Raw genomic sequence first — 17,903 nt, forward strand, 5'->3', positions numbered from 1 at the left:
CCTAGAGACCGCGGGTGGGTGCGGCCGGGCGCGCGTCGCCCGAGGCCGCCACCTCGATGAGGTACGGGTTGCTCGCGCGCTCGCGGCCGATGGTGGTCGCAGGGCCGTGGCCGGGCAGCACCACCGTGTCGTCGGCCAGCGGGAGGATCTTGTCGCGCAGGCTGGTGAGCATCCGGGGCATGCTGCCGCCCCACAGGTCGGTGCGGCCGATCGAGCCGGCGAAGAGCACGTCGCCGGAGAGGCAGACCTGCTCGGCCTCCCACTGCGAGCCCGCGCCGGGCAGCCGGAACAGCACCGACCCGCCGGTATGGCCCGGGGCGTGGTCGACGGTGATCTCCAGCCCGGCGAGCGACAGGGTCGCGCCGTCGGTCAGCTCGGCGACGTCGTCGGGCTCGGAGTAGGGCAGCCGGCCGCCGAAGAGCCCGCGGAGGTCCATCGACAGCCCCTTGGCCGGGTCGGCCAGCAGCTCCCGGTCCTCCGGGTGGACGTACGCGGTGACGCCCCGCGCGCCGCAGACCGGCGCGACGGAGAACGTGTGGTCGAGGTGGCCGTGGGTGAGCAGCACGGCGGCGGGGTGCAGGCGATGCTCGGCGAGTACGGCGTCGAGCCGGTCGATCACCCCGATGCCCGGGTCGACCACCACGCACTGCTCCCCCGGCCCGGTCGCCACCACATAGCAGTTGGTGCCGAAGGCGTCCGCGGGAAAGCTCGCCACGAGCACGGCGCTCCCCTTCCGTCGCTGTCTAGCCTGCACCGGAAGCCTAGCCGCAGCGGCGGGCGCATCGCGCCGGCCCACCCGCCCCCGTGACACCACCAGCCCAGTGAGCAACTCCGATAAAGCCAGCCCGGACCTCGTACACCACTTTCCCAGCCGCTACCCGTACACTCTGGCGGGCGTGTGGCGTGGCGCACGTGGCACCCGACGGGGCGCGACGCCGACCGCCGGTGACCATCAGGGTAGAGGAAGGGGAGCACGGGTGGCTTCCAGCAGGGACCGGCAGCGCAAACTGGCGCGGGCCAAGCTCGACCGGCAGCTGGCGCGACGGGCCGCCCGGACCAGACGCCGACGGCAGATCCAGGCCGGTGTCGGCGCCGCCGTGGTGCTCGTGCTGATCGTGGCCGGTTCGGCCTGGGCGCTGGGCGCCTTCGACGACGACCCGAAGCAGGACACGGCCGCCGAGGACGTCTGCCTCTGGACGCCGCAGGACGCCACCGCGAACACCAACCTCAAGGACGTGGGCACCCCGGCCACCCAGGGCCTGCCGACCTCCGGCACCCGGGCGCTGACCGTCACCACCAACCAGGGCGCCCCGATCACCGCCGAGCTGGACCTCGCGTCGGCCCCGTGCGCCGGGGCGAGCATCGCCCACCTGGCGAGCAAGGGCTTCTACGACAACACGAAGTGCCACGAGATCACCTCCGAGGGCGCGCTGCGCTGTGGCGACCCGAGCGGCACCGGGCTGGGCGGCCCGACGTACTCGTTCTACGACGAGAACGTCCCGGTGGCCCCCGAGGCCAGCCCGTCGGCGAGCCCCGCGCCCGACCAGCCCCCGGCGTACCCGAAGGGCACGGTGGCGATGGTCGCCAACCCGCCGGGCGCCAACGGCAGCCAGTTCCTGATCTTCTTCAAGGACTTCGACCCGGACAAGCCGGCCTACCCGGTGATCGGCAAGGTCACCGGCGGCCTGGACGTGGTCACGAAGATCGGTGCCCTGCCGACCGTGGACAATGGGAGTGGAGCCAAGGTCAAGCCGAAGACCGACGTGGTGATCCAGAGTCTCACCGTCGGCGAGCCGACGACCGCGCCGGCCCCGGCCCCCAGCGGCGCGTCGGCCAGCCCCAGCGCCGGCTGACCCGGCTCCCCCACATCCCACAGCCTTTTGCGGCACCGGCCGCGCCCGAGACAGTCCAGGAGGATCGACCGTGACGTCCACCAGAGAGCGGCAGCGCGCGGCGGCGCGCGCCCGGCTCGAGCGGGAGATGGCCGAGCGCGCGGCCAGGGCCCGCAAGCGCCGGCAGACGCAGGCGATCGTCGGGGCCGGGGCGGCCCTGCTGCTCGTGGTCGCCGGCACCGTCTGGCTCGCCGCCAGCATCGGCGGCGACGACGACAAGAAGCAGGACACCGCCGCCGCCCCCGGCTTCGTGCAGTGCGCCTGGACCGAGGTCCCCAAGGAGCAGCGGACCAAGGAGATCAAGGACGTCGGGCTGCCGGCCGCCCAGCAACCGAACACGGGCACCCAGACGCTGACGTTCGACACCAACCTGGGCCCGATCACCGCCAAGGTCGACCGGTCGGCCGCGCCGTGCACCGCCGCGAGCTTCACCCACCTGGCGAGCAAGGGCTTCCTCGACAACACCAAGTGCCACCGCCTGGTCACCGAGGGCATCAAGGTGCTCCAGTGCGGCGACCCGAGCGCCACCGGCAAGGGCTGGCGGGACACCGACGGCACCGGCGGCCCGAGCTACCGGATGGCCGAGGAGAACCTGCCGACCGACAAGCGCCCGCCGTACCCGGAGGGCGTCATCGCGATGGCCAACTCGGGGCAGCCGGGCAGCACGGGCAGCCAGTTCTTCATCGTCTACGGCGACTCGCCGCTGGACGCGAACTACACCGTGCTCGGCACCATCACCGGCGGGATGGACATCGTCAAGGACGTCGCGAAGGCCGGCGACGACGGCGCGTACGCCAAGCAGGCCGGCGGCGGCCACCCCAAGAAGGAGGTCGTCATCAAGAAGATGACGATGAGCGAGGCGCAGGGCTGACCGCCCGCCCCACCCCGCACGACGAAGCGCCCGCCGGTCACCGCCGGCGGGCGCTGTCGTGTCCGGGCTTTCCCGGGGTGGCTCAGGACCCCGAGGTGACCCGGTAGGCGTCGAACACCCCGTCGACCTTGCGGACGGCGGCCAGCAGGTGCCCCAGGTGCTTCGGGTCGGCCATCTCGAAGCTGAACCGGCTCACCGCCACCCGGTCGCGGGTGGTGGTGACCGTCGCGGAGAGGATGTTGACCCGCTCGTCGGAGAGCACCCGGGTGACGTCGGCGAGGAGCTTGTGCCGGTCGAGGGCCTCCACCTGGATGGCCACCAGGAACGTGGAGGCGGAGGTGAGCTTCCAGCTGACCTCGACCACCCGCTCGGCCTGGGCCCGCAGGTCCTCGGCGTTGGCGCAGTCGTCGCGGTGCACGCTGACCCCGCCGGAGCGGGTGACGAACCCGAAGACCGAGTCGGGCGGCACCGGGGTGCAGCAGCGGGCCAGCTTGATCCACACGTCGCTGACGCCCCGCACCACCACACCCGGGTCGGCGCTGCTCTGCCGGCTGCGCGGGGGCCGGGTGGCAACGGCGGTCTCGGCGATGTCCTCCGCCGCGCCCTCCTCGCCCCCGTACGCGGCCATCAGCTTCTGCACCACCGACTGCGCGGAGACCTGGCTGTCACCGACCGCCGCGTACAGCGACGCCACGTCGGCCAGGTGCAGGTCCCGGGCGATCGCCATCAGCGCGTCGGAGGTGAGCATCCGCTGCAACGGCATGCCCTGCTTGCGCATCGCCTTGACGATCGCGTCCTTGCCGGCCTCGATCGCCTCCTCGCGCCGCTCCTTGTTGAAGTATTGTCGGATCTTCGTGCGCGCCCGGGGGCTCTTCACGAAGCCCAGCCAGTCCTGCGTCGGCCCGGCCGTGTCGGACTTCGACGTGAAGATCTCGATCACGTCGCCGTTGGACAGCGTCGACTCCAGGGGCACCAGCTTGCCGTTGACCCGCGCCCCGATGCACTTGTGCCCGACCTCGGTGTGCACCGCGTACGCGAAGTCCACCGGCGTCGACCCCGTCGGCAGGGGGATGACGTCACCCTTCGGGGTGAAGACGTACACCTCCTGGCTCGACAGGTCGAAGCGCAACGCGTCGAGGAACTCGCTCGGGTCCGCCGCCTCCCGCTGCCAGTCCAGCAGCTGCCGCAGCCACGTCATCTCGTCGATGTGCGCGGGCGGGCCGACGATCTGGGTGCCCTTGTGCTCCTTGTACTTCCAGTGCGCGGCGATGCCGAACTCGGCGGTGCGGTGCATCGCGTACGTGCGGATCTGCATCTCCACCGGCTTGCCGGTGGGCCCGATGACCGTCGTGTGCAGCGACTGGTACATGTTGAACTTGGGCATCGCGATGTAGTCCTTGAACCGGCCCGGCACGGGCTGCCAGTTCGCGTGGATCACGCCCAGCGCGGCGTAGCAGTCGCGCACCGTGTCGACCAGGATGCGCACCCCGACCAGGTCGTAGATGTCGTTGAAGTCGCGGCCCCGCACGATCATCTTCTGGTAGATCGAGTAGAGGTGCTTCGGCCGGCCCGTCGTCTCCGCCTTGATCTTGGCGGCCTTCAGATCGGTGCCCACCTTCTGCGTCACCTGGCGCAGCAGCGACTCCCGCTGCGGCTGGTGCTCCCCGATCAGGCGCAGGATCTCCTCGTACCGCTTCGGGAACAGCGTGCCGAAGGCGAGGTCCTCCAGCTCCCACTTGATCGTGTTCATGCCGAGGCGGTGCGCCAACGGCGCCAGGATCTCCAGCGTCTCCTTCGCCTTCTGCTCCCGCTTCGGCGCGGGCAGGAAGGAGAGGGTGCGCATGTTGTGCAGCCGGTCGGCCAGCTTGATCACCAGGACCCGCGGGTCCTTCGCCATCGCCACGACCATCTTGCGGATCGTCTCCGCCTTCGCGGCGTCGCCGAGCTTGACCTTGTCGAGCTTGGTCACCCCGTCGACGAGCAGGGTCACCTCGGGGCCGAAGTCGGCCTTCATCTGGTCGAGGGTGTATTCGGTGTCCTCGATCGTGTCGTGCAGCAGCGCGGCGACCAGCGTCGTGGTGTCCATGCCCAGGTTGGCCAGGATGGTGGCCACCGCGAGGGGATGGGTGATGTACGGGTCGCCGGACTTGCGGTATTGACCGGAGTGCCAGCGGTTGGCGGTGTCGAACGCGGTCTGGATCAGCTTCGCGTCGGCCTTCGGGTGGTTCTCCCGGTGGCTGGAGATCAGCGGCTCCAGCACCTCGCTGACCTGGGAGGTCTGCCAGGGCGCGTTGAACCGGGCCAGCCTCGCCCGCACCCGCCGCCCGGTGGGCGCGTTGGAGAGGGCGAAGCCGCCGCTCGGCGACGGATCGCCGGTGAGCTGCGACGGATCGTCGGCGGCGTCGGCCGGGAACAACGACGCCCCGGCACCCGCCGCCGCGCCGTCGGCGGACCCGGGGCCCGCGCCGTTCCCACCCGCCACGGCCAGGGCGTCAGCGCCCCGATCGGTCACCGAACCGTCAGCGTCGCCTGTCGGGTGCACCGTGCCCTCCACCGGAGGGACGACATCGTGGGACACCGGCCTCCTCACCGCTCGCCGGGGATGCGCCGACCGTCCGGCCGGCCTGGTCTCGCGCCGCCCGGACGGTCACCCGCCCGGTCAGCAATGGGCAATGCTACCCGCACGCACGGTGCCCCGCCGCTCCGCCGGACGGTCCCCACCGGGTCCGCCCGGCGGCCGGGGCCACCAATCGGGCACCGGGGCACGAACAGGCACTCGGCGCGCCGCGCCCCGGGTCGTCGGCGCCGGGGCGCGGGGCGGCCCGGACGGCTCACACGCTCAGCAGGGCGTGCACGGGGCGCGGGGCGAGCCGCTCGCGCCCGCCGAGGAACCCCAGCTCCAGCAGCACCGTGAAGCCGGCCACCGTGCCGCCGGCCCGCTCCACCAGGTCGAGGGTGGCCTCGGCGGTGCCGCCGGTGGCGAGCACGTCGTCGACCACCAGCACCCGGTGCCCGGCGGTGAACGCGTCCTCGTGCACCTCCAGCGTCGCCTCGCCGTACTCCAGGGCGTAGGAGGCCGAGTAGGCGGGGCGGGGCAGCTTGCCGGCCTTGCGCACCGGCACCACGCCCACCCCCGCCGCGTACGCGATGGCCGCCGCGACGACGAAGCCCCGGGCCTCGATGCCCACCACGGCGTCGAACGCGTCCCGCCCGTGGTACGCCACGATCCCGTCGACGACCTGGCGGAACACCTCGCCGTCGGCGAAGAGCGGCATCAGGTCCTTGAACATCACGCCCGGCTTCGGGAAGTCCGGCACGTCCAGCACGCGGCTGGCGACCAGCTCGGCGACCCGCGGGCCGCTGTCTCCCCGTACCCCGGCGCTGTGCGTCTCCGTCACGGCGGCCCGTCTCCCTTCATGGCCGACGGCGTCCCGCACGCTGCTCGCACAGCCTGCGGGACGCCGCCGGAACGTGTTTCCTACCGGTGTGGCCGATCAGCGCCGCTTGGCGCCGCCCGGCCGGTTGCCGCCGCCACCGGCGGGGCGACCGCCCCGGGCACCGGTCGCGCGCTTGCCGGCGGGCCGGGCACCCACCTTCGGGGCGGCCCCGGCCAGGGCCGCGTCGGCGTCGACGGGCTCGTCGGCGTCGGCGGCCGGGCGCGCCGCGCCCTTCGGGGTGATCTCGCCCCGGGCGAGGGCGGTCCGCCGGGCCAGGACCCGCTTGTTGTGCGCCTGGATCCGCGGCTCGTAGTTCTTCAGCAGCACCAGCAGCGGGGTGGCCAGCAGGATGGAGGTCAGGAAGGCGACCGCCATACCGACGAACAGCACCAGGCCGAGGTCCTTCAGCGTGCCCGCGCCCAGCAGGCCCGCGCCGATGAAGAGCAGACCACCGACGGGCAGCAGCGCGACCACCGAGGTGTTCAGCGACCGCATGAGGCTCTGGTTGATGGCCAGGTTGGCCGCCTCGCCGTACGTCTGGTTGTTGTTCGCCGTGATGCCCCGGGTGTTCTCCTGCACCTTGTCGAAGACCACCACCACGTCGTAGAGCGCGAAGCCCAGGATCGTGAGGAACCCGATGATCGTCGACGGGGTGACCTCGAAGCCGACCAGCGAGTAGATGCCGGCGGTGAGGATCAGGTTCATGAACAGCGAGGAGACGGCGGCGGCCGCCATCCGCCACTCGAACCGCAGGACCAGGTAGACCGTCACCAGCAGGACGAAGATCACCAGACCGAGCAGCGCCCGGGACGTGACCTGGCTGCCCCACGCCTCGCTGACCTGGTTGCCGCTGATCTGGTCGGGCTGGATGCCGAACGCGCGGGCCATCTCGGCCTTCGCCGCGTTGGCCTGCTCGGCGTTGAGCTGCGTGGTGCGCATCTCGTAGAAGTCGCCGCCGGTGCCGCCGACCTTCTGCGCGGTGACCACCTCGGCGCCCGCCGCGGTGCTCGCCAGCGCCGTGTCGACCGTCTTCTCGGCGTCGTCGAGGGTGCCGACGCTGGCCGGCACCTGGAACGAGTTGCCGCCGGCGAACTCGATGCCCAGGGTGAAACCGCGCAGGGCGAAGCTGAGCACGGCGACGAGGATCAGCGCCCCGGCCACGCCGAACCACAGCTTGCGCCGGCCGATGACGTCGAGGCCGGCCTCACCCGCGTAGAGGCGGCTCGCCAAACCAGTCTTAGCCATCTCAGGCCTCCTTGACGCGCGAGGTGCGGGTGGCCTGCTCGCTCCGCGCGGGCGGAAGGATCCGGCCGAGACCGCTGACCCGCGGGGACAGGAACGCCCGGGTCCGGGCGAACATCGTCATGATCGGGTGACGGAACAGGAAGACCACGACCAGGTCGAGCACCGTGGCCAGGCCGAGCGCGAAGGCGAAGCCCTTCACCGCGCCGACCGAGACGATGTAGAGCACCACGGCCGACATGATGGTGATCGCGTTGGCCGAGATGATCGTGCGGCGGGCCCGGGTCCACGCCCGGGGCACCGCGCTGCGCGGGCTGCGCCCCTCCCGGATCTCGTCCTTGAGCCGCTCGAAGTAGATGACGAACGAGTCCGCCGCCACACCGAGTGAGACGATCATGCCGGCGATGCCGGCGAGCGTGAGGGTGAAGCCGATCTGCCGCCCCAGGAAGACCAGCGCGCCGAAGACCAGCAGACCCGACAGCACCAGGCTCAGGAAGATGACCGAGCCGAGCAGCCGGTAGTAGAAGAACGAGTAGATGATGACCAGCAGCATGCCGATGCCGGCGGCGAGCAGGCCCGCGCGCAGGTGGCTCGCGCCGAGGGTGGCGGTGACGTTCTGCTGCTCCTGCGCCTCGAAGGTCACCGGCAGCGCGCCGTAGCGCAGCTGGCCGGCCAGGGCGTTGGCCGTCTTGTTGTCGAAGCTGCCGGTGATCTGCGAGTCACCGGTGAGCACGCCCTGGATCTCCGGCGAGGAGACGACCTTGTTGTCCAGCACGACGGCGACCCGGCACTTGCCGTCCTGGCCCAGCGCGGTCTGGTCGCAGGCCTGGCCCTCGTTGTTGAACGCCTCGCGGGTCAGGTTGGTCCACTTCTCCTGGCCCGCGCCCTTGAAGTCGAGGCTCACCACCCAGGAGCTGGTCTGGTCGAGCACCGCGTTGGCGTCGCCGACGTCGGTGCCGAGCACCTTCGCCACGTCCAGCAGGTATTTCTGGACGCCGTCCTCGCAGGCGACCGCCTTCTGCTTCTCGTCCTTGATCGACGCCGGGGGGCGCTGGTCGAGCTGCGCGCAGGTGATCGTCGGCACGTTGAACTGCATCTCCGCCGGCAGCACGGCGACCTCGCGCGGGCTGAGCGCGCCGAACGGCTTGAGCTTGTCGGCCAGCGACGGGTCGGCGGTCAGGTCGGCCGGGCCCTGCAGGCCGCTCGCGGCCTGCCAGGCGGCGGCGCCGACCTTCTGCTCGACGGCCTTGCGCTGCTCCTCGACGCCCGCCGGCACCGGCTCGGCGCTGGCGCTCGACGACGGCGCGGCGCTCGCCGAGGGCGACGGGGTGGCGCTGGCGCTCGGGGCCGGCGCCCCGCCGCCCTGGCCGCCCGCGCTCGGCGACGCGGTGGCCTTCGCGCCGGACGGCGACGCGCTGCCCGACGGCTTGGCGCTGCCGGACGGCTTCGGCGACGCGCTGCCGGACGGGGCCGGCGTCGGGGTGGGCGCGGGGGCCGCCGCCGCGCCGCTGCCGTCGGCGGCCTTGAGCACCTTGCGGAAGCGCAGCTCGGCAGCGCTGCCGACGTCGGTGAGGTCGCGGTTCTCGCCGGGCAGGGAGATGACGATGTTCCGGTTGCCCTCGGTGACCACCTCGGCCTCGGCCACGCCGTAGGCGTTGACCCGGTTCTCGATGATCTGGCGGGCCTCTTCGAGGTTCTCCGCCGTCGGGGGCCGGCCGTCGAGGCTGTTCGTCGCCTCCAGCGTCATCCGGGTGCCGCCGACCAGGTCCAGGCCGAGCCGGGGCTCCAGCCGGTCCTTGAAGCCACCACTGGCGCCGCCCGAGAAGAACACCAAGAGATAGAGGACGACGAAGATGAGCCCGAGCACGGCGAGCTGCCGTCCGGGCCGCATCTGTCCCTGAGGTGGTGGTGCCACGGCTGTCTGTCTCCCTGTTACGGTCGCACCGCCTTCGGCGGCGGCACGAGGGTCGGGCCGGGGGTCCCGGCGACGGGTGTCCGGGCCGGCGACCCGACGTCGACACGGCTGCCCACGGCCGTCGCGGGGGCGGCGGCCGGCAGCGCTCACGCGTCGGCGTCGGGCGTGGGCCCAACTATCCAGTTTTATCGCTGTCTCCGCTGCCCCGTCCCCGGGACGACGGTCACTCCTTGACGGTCTCGGCGTCCTCGGTGGCCTCGGTAGCCTCGGTCGACTCGGGCCGCTCGGCCTGGCTGACGACGCGGGCGATGGCCGGACGGGCGTACCGGGTCTGCACGCCGGGGGCGACCTCGAGCAGGACGGTCTCGTCGTCCACGCCGGTGACCGTGCCGTAGAGACCGCCGATGGTGACCACCTCGTCGCCGGGACCGAGGGTGGACTGCATCCGCTCCGCCTCGCGGCGGCGCTTCTGCTGGGGGCGGATCATCATGAAGTACATGACGCCGAAGAGCAGGGCGATCATGAGGATCGGCGTGAGACCGCCGGCTCCCCCGCCACCCGCTGCTGCGTAAAGCACGGTTACTGACCTTCCGATTGGCCTCCGGCTCGGCACGAGGGGCACCGGAGCGGAGGCGGATTCTCACGTCCTGTACAGACCGCGGCGAGTCTAGTCCCTGCACCTGGGAACGCCGAATGCGGCACAGATCACGAACGGATCACGGCTCATCGGGCGCGGCGGAGAACAGATCGGGCGCGGGAGGGGCACCGGTGCCAAATGTACCATTCGGTGGGGTACGACCCAGATGACGCCAGGCCGCCTCGGTGGCCACCCGCCCCCGGGGCGTACGCGCGAGCAGCCCGGCCCGCACCAGGAACGGCTCGCACACCTCCTCGACGGTGTCCGGCTGCTCCCCCACCGCCACGGCCAGCGTCGACAGGCCCACCGGGCCGCCCCGGAACGAGTCGACCAGCGCGGTGACCACCGCCCGGTCCAGCCGGTCCAGCCCGAGCGCGTCGACGTCGTACACCGTCAGGGCCGCCCGGGCCGTCTCCACCGTGACCGTGCCGTCGGCCCGGACCTCGGCGAAGTCGCGCACCCGGCGCAGCAGCCGGTTGGCGATCCGGGGGGTGCCCCGGGACCGGCCGGCGATCTCGGCGGCCCCGTCGTCGGTGATCGGCACCCCGAGGATGCGCGCCGACCGGCGCAGCAGCACCTCCAGGTCGGCCGGCGAGTAGAAGTCGAGGTGCGCGACGAAGCCGAAGCGGTCCCGCATCGGCCCGGTCAGCAGGCCCGACCGGGTGGTCGCCCCGACCAGGGTGAACGGCTCGACGTCCAGCGGGATGGCGGTCGCCCCCGGCCCCTTGCCGACGATCACGTCGACCCGAAAGTCCTCCATCGCGCTGTAGAGCAGCTCCTCCGCCGGCTTGGCGATCCGGTGGATCTCGTCGATGAACAGCACGTCACCCTCGGTGAGGCTGGTCAGGATCGCCGCGAGGTCGCCGGAGCGCTCGATGGCCGGGCCGCTGGTCACCCGGATGCCGGAGCCCAGCTCGGCCGCCACGATGTTGGCCAGCGTCGTCTTACCCAAGCCAGGCGGCCCCGACAACAGGATGTGGTCGGGCGGGGAGCCGCGCCGCATCGCGCTGCGCAGCAGCAGGTCGAGCTGCTCGCGGACCCGGTGCTGGGCGATGAACTCCTCCAGCCGCTTCGGCCGGACGCTGGCCTCGGCGTCGCGCTCCGCGTCGTTGACGTACGCGGAGACGAGGTTGCCGTCGGGCCCCGTCATCGGGTGCGGCCGAGCAGGCGGATGGCCTGCTTGAGCAGGACCGGCACGGGCGGCGGCGGGCCGTCGACGGTCTCCGCGACCGCGGCCACCGCCTGGTCGGCCTGGCCCGCCGTCCAGCCGAGACCCACCAGGGCCTGGCGGACCTGCTCGGGCCAGGCGCCCCCGGTCACCCCGGCCGCCCCGTCGGCACCCACCGGCACCGGGCCGATCCGGTCGCGCAGCTCCAGCACCAGGCGCTCGGCACCCTTCTTGCCGATGCCCGGCACGCGGGTCAGCGCGGCGGTGTCGGCGTTGGCGATGGCCTTGCGCACCGCGTCGGGGGTGTGCACGGCGAGCACCGCCTGGGCCAGCCGGGGCCCCACCCCGCTCGCGGTCTGGAGCAGCTCGAACAGCTGCTTGGCGTCGTCGTCGGCGAAGCCGTAGAGGGTGAGCGAGTCCTCCCGCACCACCAGGCTGGTGGCCAGCCGGGCCGGCTCGCCGACCCGCAGGTCGGCGAGCGTGCCGGGGGCGCAGTGCACCGCCAGGCCCACCCCGCCGACCTCCACCACCGCGTGGTCCGGGCCGGTCGCGGTCACCGTCCCGCGCACACTGGCGATCATCGTGCTCCTCCTCGTCGTGCCCGGTCGGCCGCCTCGGCCAGCTTCGAGCGGGTGCCGCCGCGCCAGACGTGGCAGATGGCCAGGGCCAGGGCGTCGGCGGCGTCGGCCGGCTTCGGCGGCTCGGGCAGCCGCAGCAGCCGGGTCACCATGGTCGTCATCTGCGCCTTGTCGGCCTGGCCGGAGCCGGTGATGGCGGCCTTGACCTCGCTCGGGGTGTAGGTCTGCACGGGCAGCCCGGCGCGCGCGCCGGCCAGCACGGCGATCCCGCTGGCCTGGGCGGTGCCCATCACGGTGCGCACGTTGTGCTGGCTGAACACCCGCTCGACGGCGACGGCGTCCGGCCGGTGCTCGGCGACGAGGTCGGTGAGCGAGCGGTCCAGGTGCAGCAGGCGCAGCGGCAGTTCGTCGCCCGGGTCGGTGTAGACGACGTAGTAGGCGACCAGGGTGCAGGGCCGGCCCGGCACGCCCTCGACCACGCCGACCCCGCACCGGGTCAGCCCCGGGTCGACGCCGAGCACGCGCACGCCGCCTCCTCCCCACCACGTCGGCAGTACGTGTGTTCGACACCCTACTGGGCGGCCCCGACAGCCGGCTGCGGGGACACGCCGCCGAAGAGCAGGGGGCAGCCCGCCGAGGGGCCGGGGGGCGGGCCGGGGGGCGGGCCGCCGACGGGCCGGGGGGCGTGGCGGCACACAGCCGGGGTGTCGAGTATGTGCCATCGACCCATGTGCCCCCGGCCACCCAGCTCGTAGCTTTGTGCGCCATGACGGCAGAACCCGTGGCGGGCCCCCACGTCGTACACGTCGACCTGGCCGGTAGGACGGCGCTGGTGACCGGCGGTGGCGGCGGCATCGGCCGGGCCTGCGCCCTGCGGCTCGCGGCGGCCGGGGCCCGCGTGCTGGTCCTCGACCGCGACGCGGACGCGGCCGAGGAGGTCGCGGCGCTGGCCGGCGGCCGGGCCGTGCGGGTGGACCTGGCCGACCCGGCGGCGGTGGACCGGCTCGACGCCGACGTGGACATCGTCGTCAACAACGCCGGCCTGCAGCACGTCGCGCCGGTGCAGGACTTCCCGCCCGAGCGGTTCGCCTACATCCACCGGGTGATGGTGGAGGCGCCGTTCCGGATCGTGCGCCGGGCCCTGCCGCACATGTACGCCCGGGGCTGGGGGCGGGTCGTCAACATCTCCTCCGTGCACGGGCTGCGGGCCTCGCCGTACAAGTCGGCGTACGTGTCGGCGAAGCACGCCCTGGAGGGGCTGTCGAAGGTGGTCGCGCTGGAGGGCGCGGCGCACGGGGTCACCGCCAACTGCATCAACCCGGCGTACGTGCGCACGGCGCTGGTGCAGGACCAGATCGCCGACCAGGCCGCCACCCACGGCATCGGCGAGACCGAGGTGGTGGAGAAGATCATGCTGGCCCGGGCGGCGATCAAGCGGCTCATCGAGCCGGAGGAGGTCGCGGAGCTGCTGGCGTACCTGTGCGCGCCGCCGGCCGCGTTCATCACCGGCGCGTCCATCGCCCTCGACGGGGGCTGGACGGCGAACTAGTGGCCTCGCGCACAATGTCGGTCATGTCGTCGCCGGTGGAGTTCCTGGAACTGCTCGCCCGGGAGGCCGCCGCGGTGGAGTTCGAGGGCCCGCTGGTGGCGGCCCGCGCGGCCGGCGCGCCCCCCGACCGGCTCGCCGAGCTGGAGCAGGCGAAGGTGGTCGCGCTGCGGGTCCGGGCCCTGCTGGAGCGCCGACGCCGCCGGGAGAGCGAGCTGTCCGGCCTGTACGACACCGCGAGCGACCTGGCCGGACTGCGCGACCTCGACGCCGTGCTGCGGGCGATCGTGCACCGGGCCCGCCACCTGCTCGGCGCGGACGTGGCGTACATGACGCTCGACGACGACGAGCGCGGCGACACGTACATGCGGGTCACCGACGGGTCGATCTCGGCGCGGTTCCAGCGGCTGCGGCTGCCGATGGGCGCGGGCCTGGGCGGCCTGGTGGCCCAGTCCGGCACCCCGTACGTCACCGCGAACTACCCCGAGGACGAGCGGTTCCACCACACCGGGGAGATCGACGCCGGGGTGGGCGAGGAGGGCCTGGTGGCGATCCTCGGCGTGCCGCTGCGGCTCGGCTCCACCTCCATCGGCGTGCTGTACGCCGCCAACCGCTCCGCCCGGCCGTTCGCCCGGGAGGAGGTGTCGCTGCTGGTCTCCCTCGCGGCGCACGCGGCGGTCGCGATCGACACGGCGCGGCTGCTGGCCGAGACCCAGGCCGCGCTGGCGGAGCTGTCGGCGGCCAACACCACCATCCGGGCGCACAGCAGCTCCGTCGAGCGGGCGGCGGCGGCGCACGACCGGATGACGGCGCTGGTGCTGCGCGGCGGCGGGGTCGAGGACGTGGCGTCCGCCGTCACCGACGTGCTCGGCGGGGCGCTGCTGGCGCTCGACGCCCACGGGCGACGGCTCGCCCGGGTCGGTCAGATCGACGAGCCAGACCGGGCGGACCTGGTGGAGGCGGTGGCGGCGTCGCGGACCGAGGGGCGCAGCGTCCGCCGGGGCCCCTTCTGGTACGCGGCCGTGGTCGCCGGCACGGAGAACCTGGGCGCGCTGGTGCTGCGCCCCGACGGCGAACTGGTCGACGCCGACCAGCGCATCCTGGAGCGGGCGGCGCTGGTGACCGCACTGCTGCTGCTGTTCCGCCGCACCGTGGCCGAGGCGGAGGGGCGGGTGCGGGGCGAGCTGCTCGACGACCTGATCGCCCGGCCGCTGGCCGACACCGACGCCCTGCGCACCCGGGCCCGCCGCCTCGGTGTCGACCTGGACGCCCCGCACGTGCTGGTGGCGGTCGGCGACGACGCGATCGCCGCGACGGGTTCCGCCCGGCAGCGGGCGCTCTCCTGGGCCACCACGTACGCCTCGACGCGCGGCGGCCTGGCGGCGGCGCGCGACGGCCGGGTGGTGCTGATGCTGCCCGGCCGGGACGCGGGCGGCGCAGCCCGCGCGGTGTCCCGGGACCTGTCCCGGGTGACCGGCCGGCCGGTGACCGCCGGGGCGAGCGGCCCGTCGACCGACCCCGCCTCGCTGGCGGCGATCTTCCAGGAGGCGGACCGCTGCCTGACGGCACTCGGCGCGCTGGGCCGCACCGGGCAGGGGGCGAGCACCGCCGAGCTGGGCTTCGTCGGGCTGCTGCTGGGCGCGGTGGGCGACCGGGGCGACGGGGACGTGGCCCGGTTCATCGCCACCACCGTCGGGCCGGTGGTGGACTACGACGCCCGGCGGGGCACCGCGCTGGTGAAGACCCTGGAGGCGTACTTCGGGGTGGGTGGCAGCCTGGCCCGGGCGGCCGAGCTGCTGCACGTGCACGTCAACACGGTGACCCAGCGGCTGGAACGGGTCGGCCAGCTGCTCGGCCCCGACTGGCAGAAGCCCGGCCGGGCCCTGGAGGTGCAGCTCGCGCTGCGCCTGCACCGGCTCCGCGAGCCGTCGCCCTGACGGTTCGGGGCGCCACGTCGCCGACCGGGGCGGGGCGACGGCTCGCCGACCGGGGCGGGGCGACGCGACGGCTCGCCGACCGGGGCGGGGTGCGTCAGCGGGCCCGGATGCCGTCCAGGACGCCGTCGACGATCCGGTCCGGGAGCAGGACGTCGTCCAGCTCGGGGTGCCAGCGCAGCATCCGCTGCATCAGCATCGGCCCGGTGAGCAGCGCCATCGCCACCTCGATGTCGAGGTCGGCCCGCAGCTCGCCGAGGCGTACCCCCCGGCGGAGCACCTCGCGCATCAGCTGCCGGCGGGGCGCGATGATGTTCTGGTAGAGCCGGAAGTGGTCGGGGCTGCGGTTCACCTCCGGCACGAGGCAGGGCATGATCTTCGCGGCACGCGGGTCGATGTTGTGCCCGACCGCGCCGACCAGCAGCACCAGGTCGTCCCGCACGGAGTGGCCCGCCGGATTCGGCAGCACGCCCTTGAGCCGGCGCAGCGCGTCCAGCAGCAGCGCGTCCTTGCCCGGCCAGCGGCGGTAGATGGTGGCCTTGCCGACGCCGGCGCGGGCCGCGATCGCCTCGATGGAGAGCGCCTCGATCGTGCTGCCCTCGGCGAGCAGGTCGAGGGTGGCCTCCACGATCGCCTCGTCCGCGCGGCTGCTCCGCGGTCGCCCGGGCGACCGCGGAGCCTCGGCGGCGGAAGTCATGTCCGACATTGTTCCCGGACCTACGCTGTTCCGGCCAACTCGGGTTGGCTCGTTGCCGGCGTACCGGCCGCCCGGTCGGGGGCGCGGCCGGGCATCCAGCGCAGCACGACCGCGAAGCCGAGCACGGCGACCGCCGCGGAGAGCGCCGCAGCCCAGTGCATCGCCGAGACGAAGGCGTCGTTGGCGGCCGTGACCAGGGCCGGCCCGGTCGGACCGAGCTGCCCGGCCGCCGCGTACGCGCCGGAGATCGACTCGCTCGCCGCCTCGTGCGCCCCCGCCGGCAGGCCCCGCAGGGCCGGGGCGACGTCGTCCCGGTACACCGCGGACAGCACCGAGCCGAGCACGGCCACGCCGAGGGCGCCGGCGACCTGGCGCACGGTGTTGCTGACCGCCGACCCGACGCCGGCCTTCTCCCGGGGCAGCGCCGACATGATCGACTCGGTGGCCGGCGGCATGATGTTGGCCATGCCGATGCCCTGGAGGAGGAAGACCACCAGGACCACCCAGATCGGCGTGCCCGCGTCGATGAACGCGAACGCCGCGAGGGCCACGCTGGTCAGCGCCAGCCCGACGGCCGCGACGGCCCGGCCCCCGTACCGGCGGACCATCGCCGCGCTGCGCGGGGCGAAGACGAGCTGGGCGGCGGCGAAGGGCAGGAAGAGCAGGCCGGTCTGCAGCGGGGTGTAGCCGCGGACCAGTTGCAGGTAGAACGAGCTGAAGAACATCACGCCCATGGCGGCGAAGAAGACCAGCCCGACCAGCGCCACCGGGGCCGCGAAGCGGGGCACCCGGAACAGCCGGACGTCCAGCGACGGGTGGTCGCTGCGCAGCTCCAGCAGCACGAACCAGGCCAGCACGGCCAGGCCGCCGAGGATCGACACCCAGACCAGGGGCCGGTCGAAGCCGTGCTCGCCGCCGTCGATGATGCCGTAGGTCAGGGCGACCAGGCCCACCACCGACAGCAGCACGCCGGGGACGTCGACCCGCCCCGGATCGGGGTCGCGGGACTCGGGCACCAGCAGGGCGACCAGGACCACGCCGACCGCGACCACCGGCACGTTGATCAGGAAGACCGAGCCCCACCAGTAGTGTTCCAGCAGCGCGCCGCCGAGGATCGGGCCGATCGCCACGGCGAGGCCGACCGCGCCGGCCCACACGCCGATCGCCCGGCCGCGCTCCCGGGGGTCGAAGACGTTGGAGATGATCGACAGGGTCACCGGCATGATCGCCGCCCCGCCGACGCCCATCAGCGCGCGGGCGCCGATGAGCTGGGCCGGACTCTGCGCGTACGCCGACAGCAGCGACGACAGCCCGAACAGGACCAGCCCGACCAGCAGGAAACGCTTGCGCCCGGCGCGGTCGCCGAGCACGCCGAAGGTGAAGAGCAGACCCGCGAAGACCAGGGTGTACGAGTTGATCGCCCACTCCAGCTCGCCCTGGCTCGCGCCGAGGCCGTGCACCGGGTCGGCGAGGGTGCGCAGGGCGACGTTGAGGATGGTGTTGTCGAGGACGACGACGAGGAGGCTGATCACCAGCACCCCGAGGATCGCCCACCGCCTCGGATGTCCGGTGTTCTCGTGCGGTTGCATGGGCCGGTCCTCTCCCCCGGTTCGCCCGCCCCGCAGATACGATACGGGGCAGGCTCGTAACTCCAACGAGGCTAGGCGAACCGTTTACGATACGGAACCGGATCGTATCGTTTGTGCGCCACGTCACGCATCACCCGGCACCCACCCCTGTTGATCGACTCCATGTCGGCGACATGGCGGCATCAACGCCCCGGGACACCCCCACCTGCCCGACATCCCGCCACGCCCCCGCCGAAACGGGCGGATTGTCCGGCCCTGGCGGGGGCGACGTGGAGGCGGCCTCGGCGTGGACGAGGCGGGGCCGGAGCCGGGGCCGGAGGACGGGCCGGGGCCGGAGGACGGGCCGGGGCCGGAGGACGGGCCGGGGCCGGAGGACGGGCCGGGGCCGGAGGACGGG

14 protein-coding genes and 1 pseudogene are annotated in these 17,903 nt (G+C 73.4%); 4 read left to right on the plus strand and 11 right to left on the minus strand.

Annotated elements, in window-relative coordinates; all coding sequences use genetic code 11:
* Position 1 precedes the first annotated feature (1 nt).
* A complete protein-coding gene (locus LPU61_RS28995) occupies positions 2-721 on the minus strand; it encodes an MBL fold metallo-hydrolase (RefSeq protein ID WP_043967900.1) in 720 nt (239 codons plus the stop codon).
* Positions 722-977: 256 nt separating this feature from the next.
* On the opposite strand from LPU61_RS28995, the gene LPU61_RS29000 reads away from it, so the two are divergent.
* Both LPU61_RS29000 and LPU61_RS29005 read left to right on the plus strand, forming a co-directional pair.
* Complete coding sequence (locus LPU61_RS29000; RefSeq protein WP_043967898.1) at positions 978-1,853, plus strand: peptidylprolyl isomerase; 876 nt, start codon at positions 978-980, stop codon at positions 1,851-1,853.
* Positions 1,854-1,923: 70 nt separating this feature from the next.
* The gene (locus tag LPU61_RS29005; protein WP_043967896.1) at positions 1,924-2,763 is read left to right on the plus strand and encodes a peptidylprolyl isomerase; all 840 of its coding nucleotides are present in this window, start codon (positions 1,924-1,926) and stop codon (positions 2,761-2,763) included.
* 82 nt (positions 2,764-2,845) lie between these two features.
* On the opposite strand, the pseudogene LPU61_RS29010 reads toward LPU61_RS29005, so the two are convergent.
* The 8 genes and pseudogenes from LPU61_RS29010 to ruvC form a co-directional block, all read right to left on the minus strand.
* A pseudogene (locus LPU61_RS29010) lies at positions 2,846-5,125 on the minus strand (bifunctional (p)ppGpp synthetase/guanosine-3',5'-bis(diphosphate) 3'-pyrophosphohydrolase); the annotation flags it as partial.
* 469 nt (positions 5,126-5,594) lie between these two features.
* Positions 5,595-6,161 carry an adenine phosphoribosyltransferase gene (locus LPU61_RS29015; protein WP_043967893.1) on the minus strand — a complete coding sequence of 189 codons (567 nt, stop codon included), beginning with the start codon at positions 6,159-6,161 and terminating at the stop codon, positions 5,595-5,597.
* A 96-nt stretch (positions 6,162-6,257) separates the two neighbouring features.
* On the minus strand, positions 6,258-7,445 hold the full coding sequence (secF, locus tag LPU61_RS29020; RefSeq protein ID WP_043967891.1) for a protein translocase subunit SecF: 1,188 nt from the start codon (positions 7,443-7,445) through the stop codon (positions 6,258-6,260).
* A 1-nt stretch (position 7,446) separates the two neighbouring features.
* Positions 7,447-9,333: a protein translocase subunit SecD gene (gene secD / locus LPU61_RS29025; RefSeq protein WP_229406791.1), complete on the minus strand. Its 1,887-nt coding sequence runs from the start codon at positions 9,331-9,333 to the stop codon at positions 7,447-7,449.
* Between the two features lie 247 nt (positions 9,334-9,580).
* Complete coding sequence (gene yajC, locus LPU61_RS29030) at positions 9,581-9,934, minus strand: preprotein translocase subunit YajC (protein WP_082106610.1); 354 nt, start codon at positions 9,932-9,934, stop codon at positions 9,581-9,583.
* A 139-nt stretch (positions 9,935-10,073) separates the two neighbouring features.
* Positions 10,074-11,144, minus strand: a complete 1,071-nt coding sequence (ruvB, locus tag LPU61_RS29035) for a Holliday junction branch migration DNA helicase RuvB (RefSeq protein WP_043967887.1) — start codon at positions 11,142-11,144, stop codon at positions 10,074-10,076.
* Complete coding sequence (gene ruvA / locus LPU61_RS29040; RefSeq protein WP_077939373.1) at positions 11,141-11,743, minus strand: Holliday junction branch migration protein RuvA; 603 nt, start codon at positions 11,741-11,743, stop codon at positions 11,141-11,143. Before ruvA ends, ruvB begins: the two co-directional genes overlap by 4 nt.
* Complete coding sequence (gene ruvC, locus LPU61_RS29045) at positions 11,740-12,267, minus strand: crossover junction endodeoxyribonuclease RuvC (protein ID WP_043967883.1); 528 nt, start codon at positions 12,265-12,267, stop codon at positions 11,740-11,742. The genes ruvA and ruvC overlap by 4 nt, the downstream gene beginning before the upstream one ends.
* A 239-nt stretch (positions 12,268-12,506) precedes the next feature.
* Between ruvC and LPU61_RS29050 the strand changes: the two genes are divergently transcribed.
* Together LPU61_RS29050 and LPU61_RS29055 are read left to right on the plus strand one after the other, a co-directional pair.
* Positions 12,507-13,289 (plus strand): 3-hydroxybutyrate dehydrogenase, encoded by a 783-nt coding sequence (locus tag LPU61_RS29050; RefSeq protein ID WP_229406740.1) that lies wholly within the window; start codon positions 12,507-12,509, stop codon positions 13,287-13,289.
* A gap of 14 nt (positions 13,290-13,303) precedes the next feature.
* Positions 13,304-15,223: a helix-turn-helix domain-containing protein gene (locus LPU61_RS29055; protein WP_043967879.1), complete on the plus strand. Its 1,920-nt coding sequence runs from the start codon at positions 13,304-13,306 to the stop codon at positions 15,221-15,223.
* 94 nt (positions 15,224-15,317) lie between these two features.
* Here the strand turns inward: LPU61_RS29055 and LPU61_RS29060 are convergent, their stop codons facing one another.
* Both LPU61_RS29060 and LPU61_RS29065 read right to left on the minus strand, forming a co-directional pair.
* Positions 15,318-15,926: a TetR/AcrR family transcriptional regulator gene (locus LPU61_RS29060; protein WP_043967877.1), complete on the minus strand. Its 609-nt coding sequence runs from the start codon at positions 15,924-15,926 to the stop codon at positions 15,318-15,320.
* Between the two features lie 11 nt (positions 15,927-15,937).
* Positions 15,938-17,506 carry an MFS transporter gene (locus LPU61_RS29065; protein WP_229406741.1) on the minus strand — a complete coding sequence of 523 codons (1,569 nt, stop codon included), beginning with the start codon at positions 17,504-17,506 and terminating at the stop codon, positions 15,938-15,940.
* Positions 17,507-17,903 lie beyond the last annotated feature (397 nt).

The sequence above is a fragment of the Micromonospora sp. NBRC 110038 genome, assembly GCF_020884815.1.
Lineage (GTDB): Bacteria > Actinomycetota > Actinomycetes > Mycobacteriales > Micromonosporaceae > Micromonospora > Micromonospora haikouensis.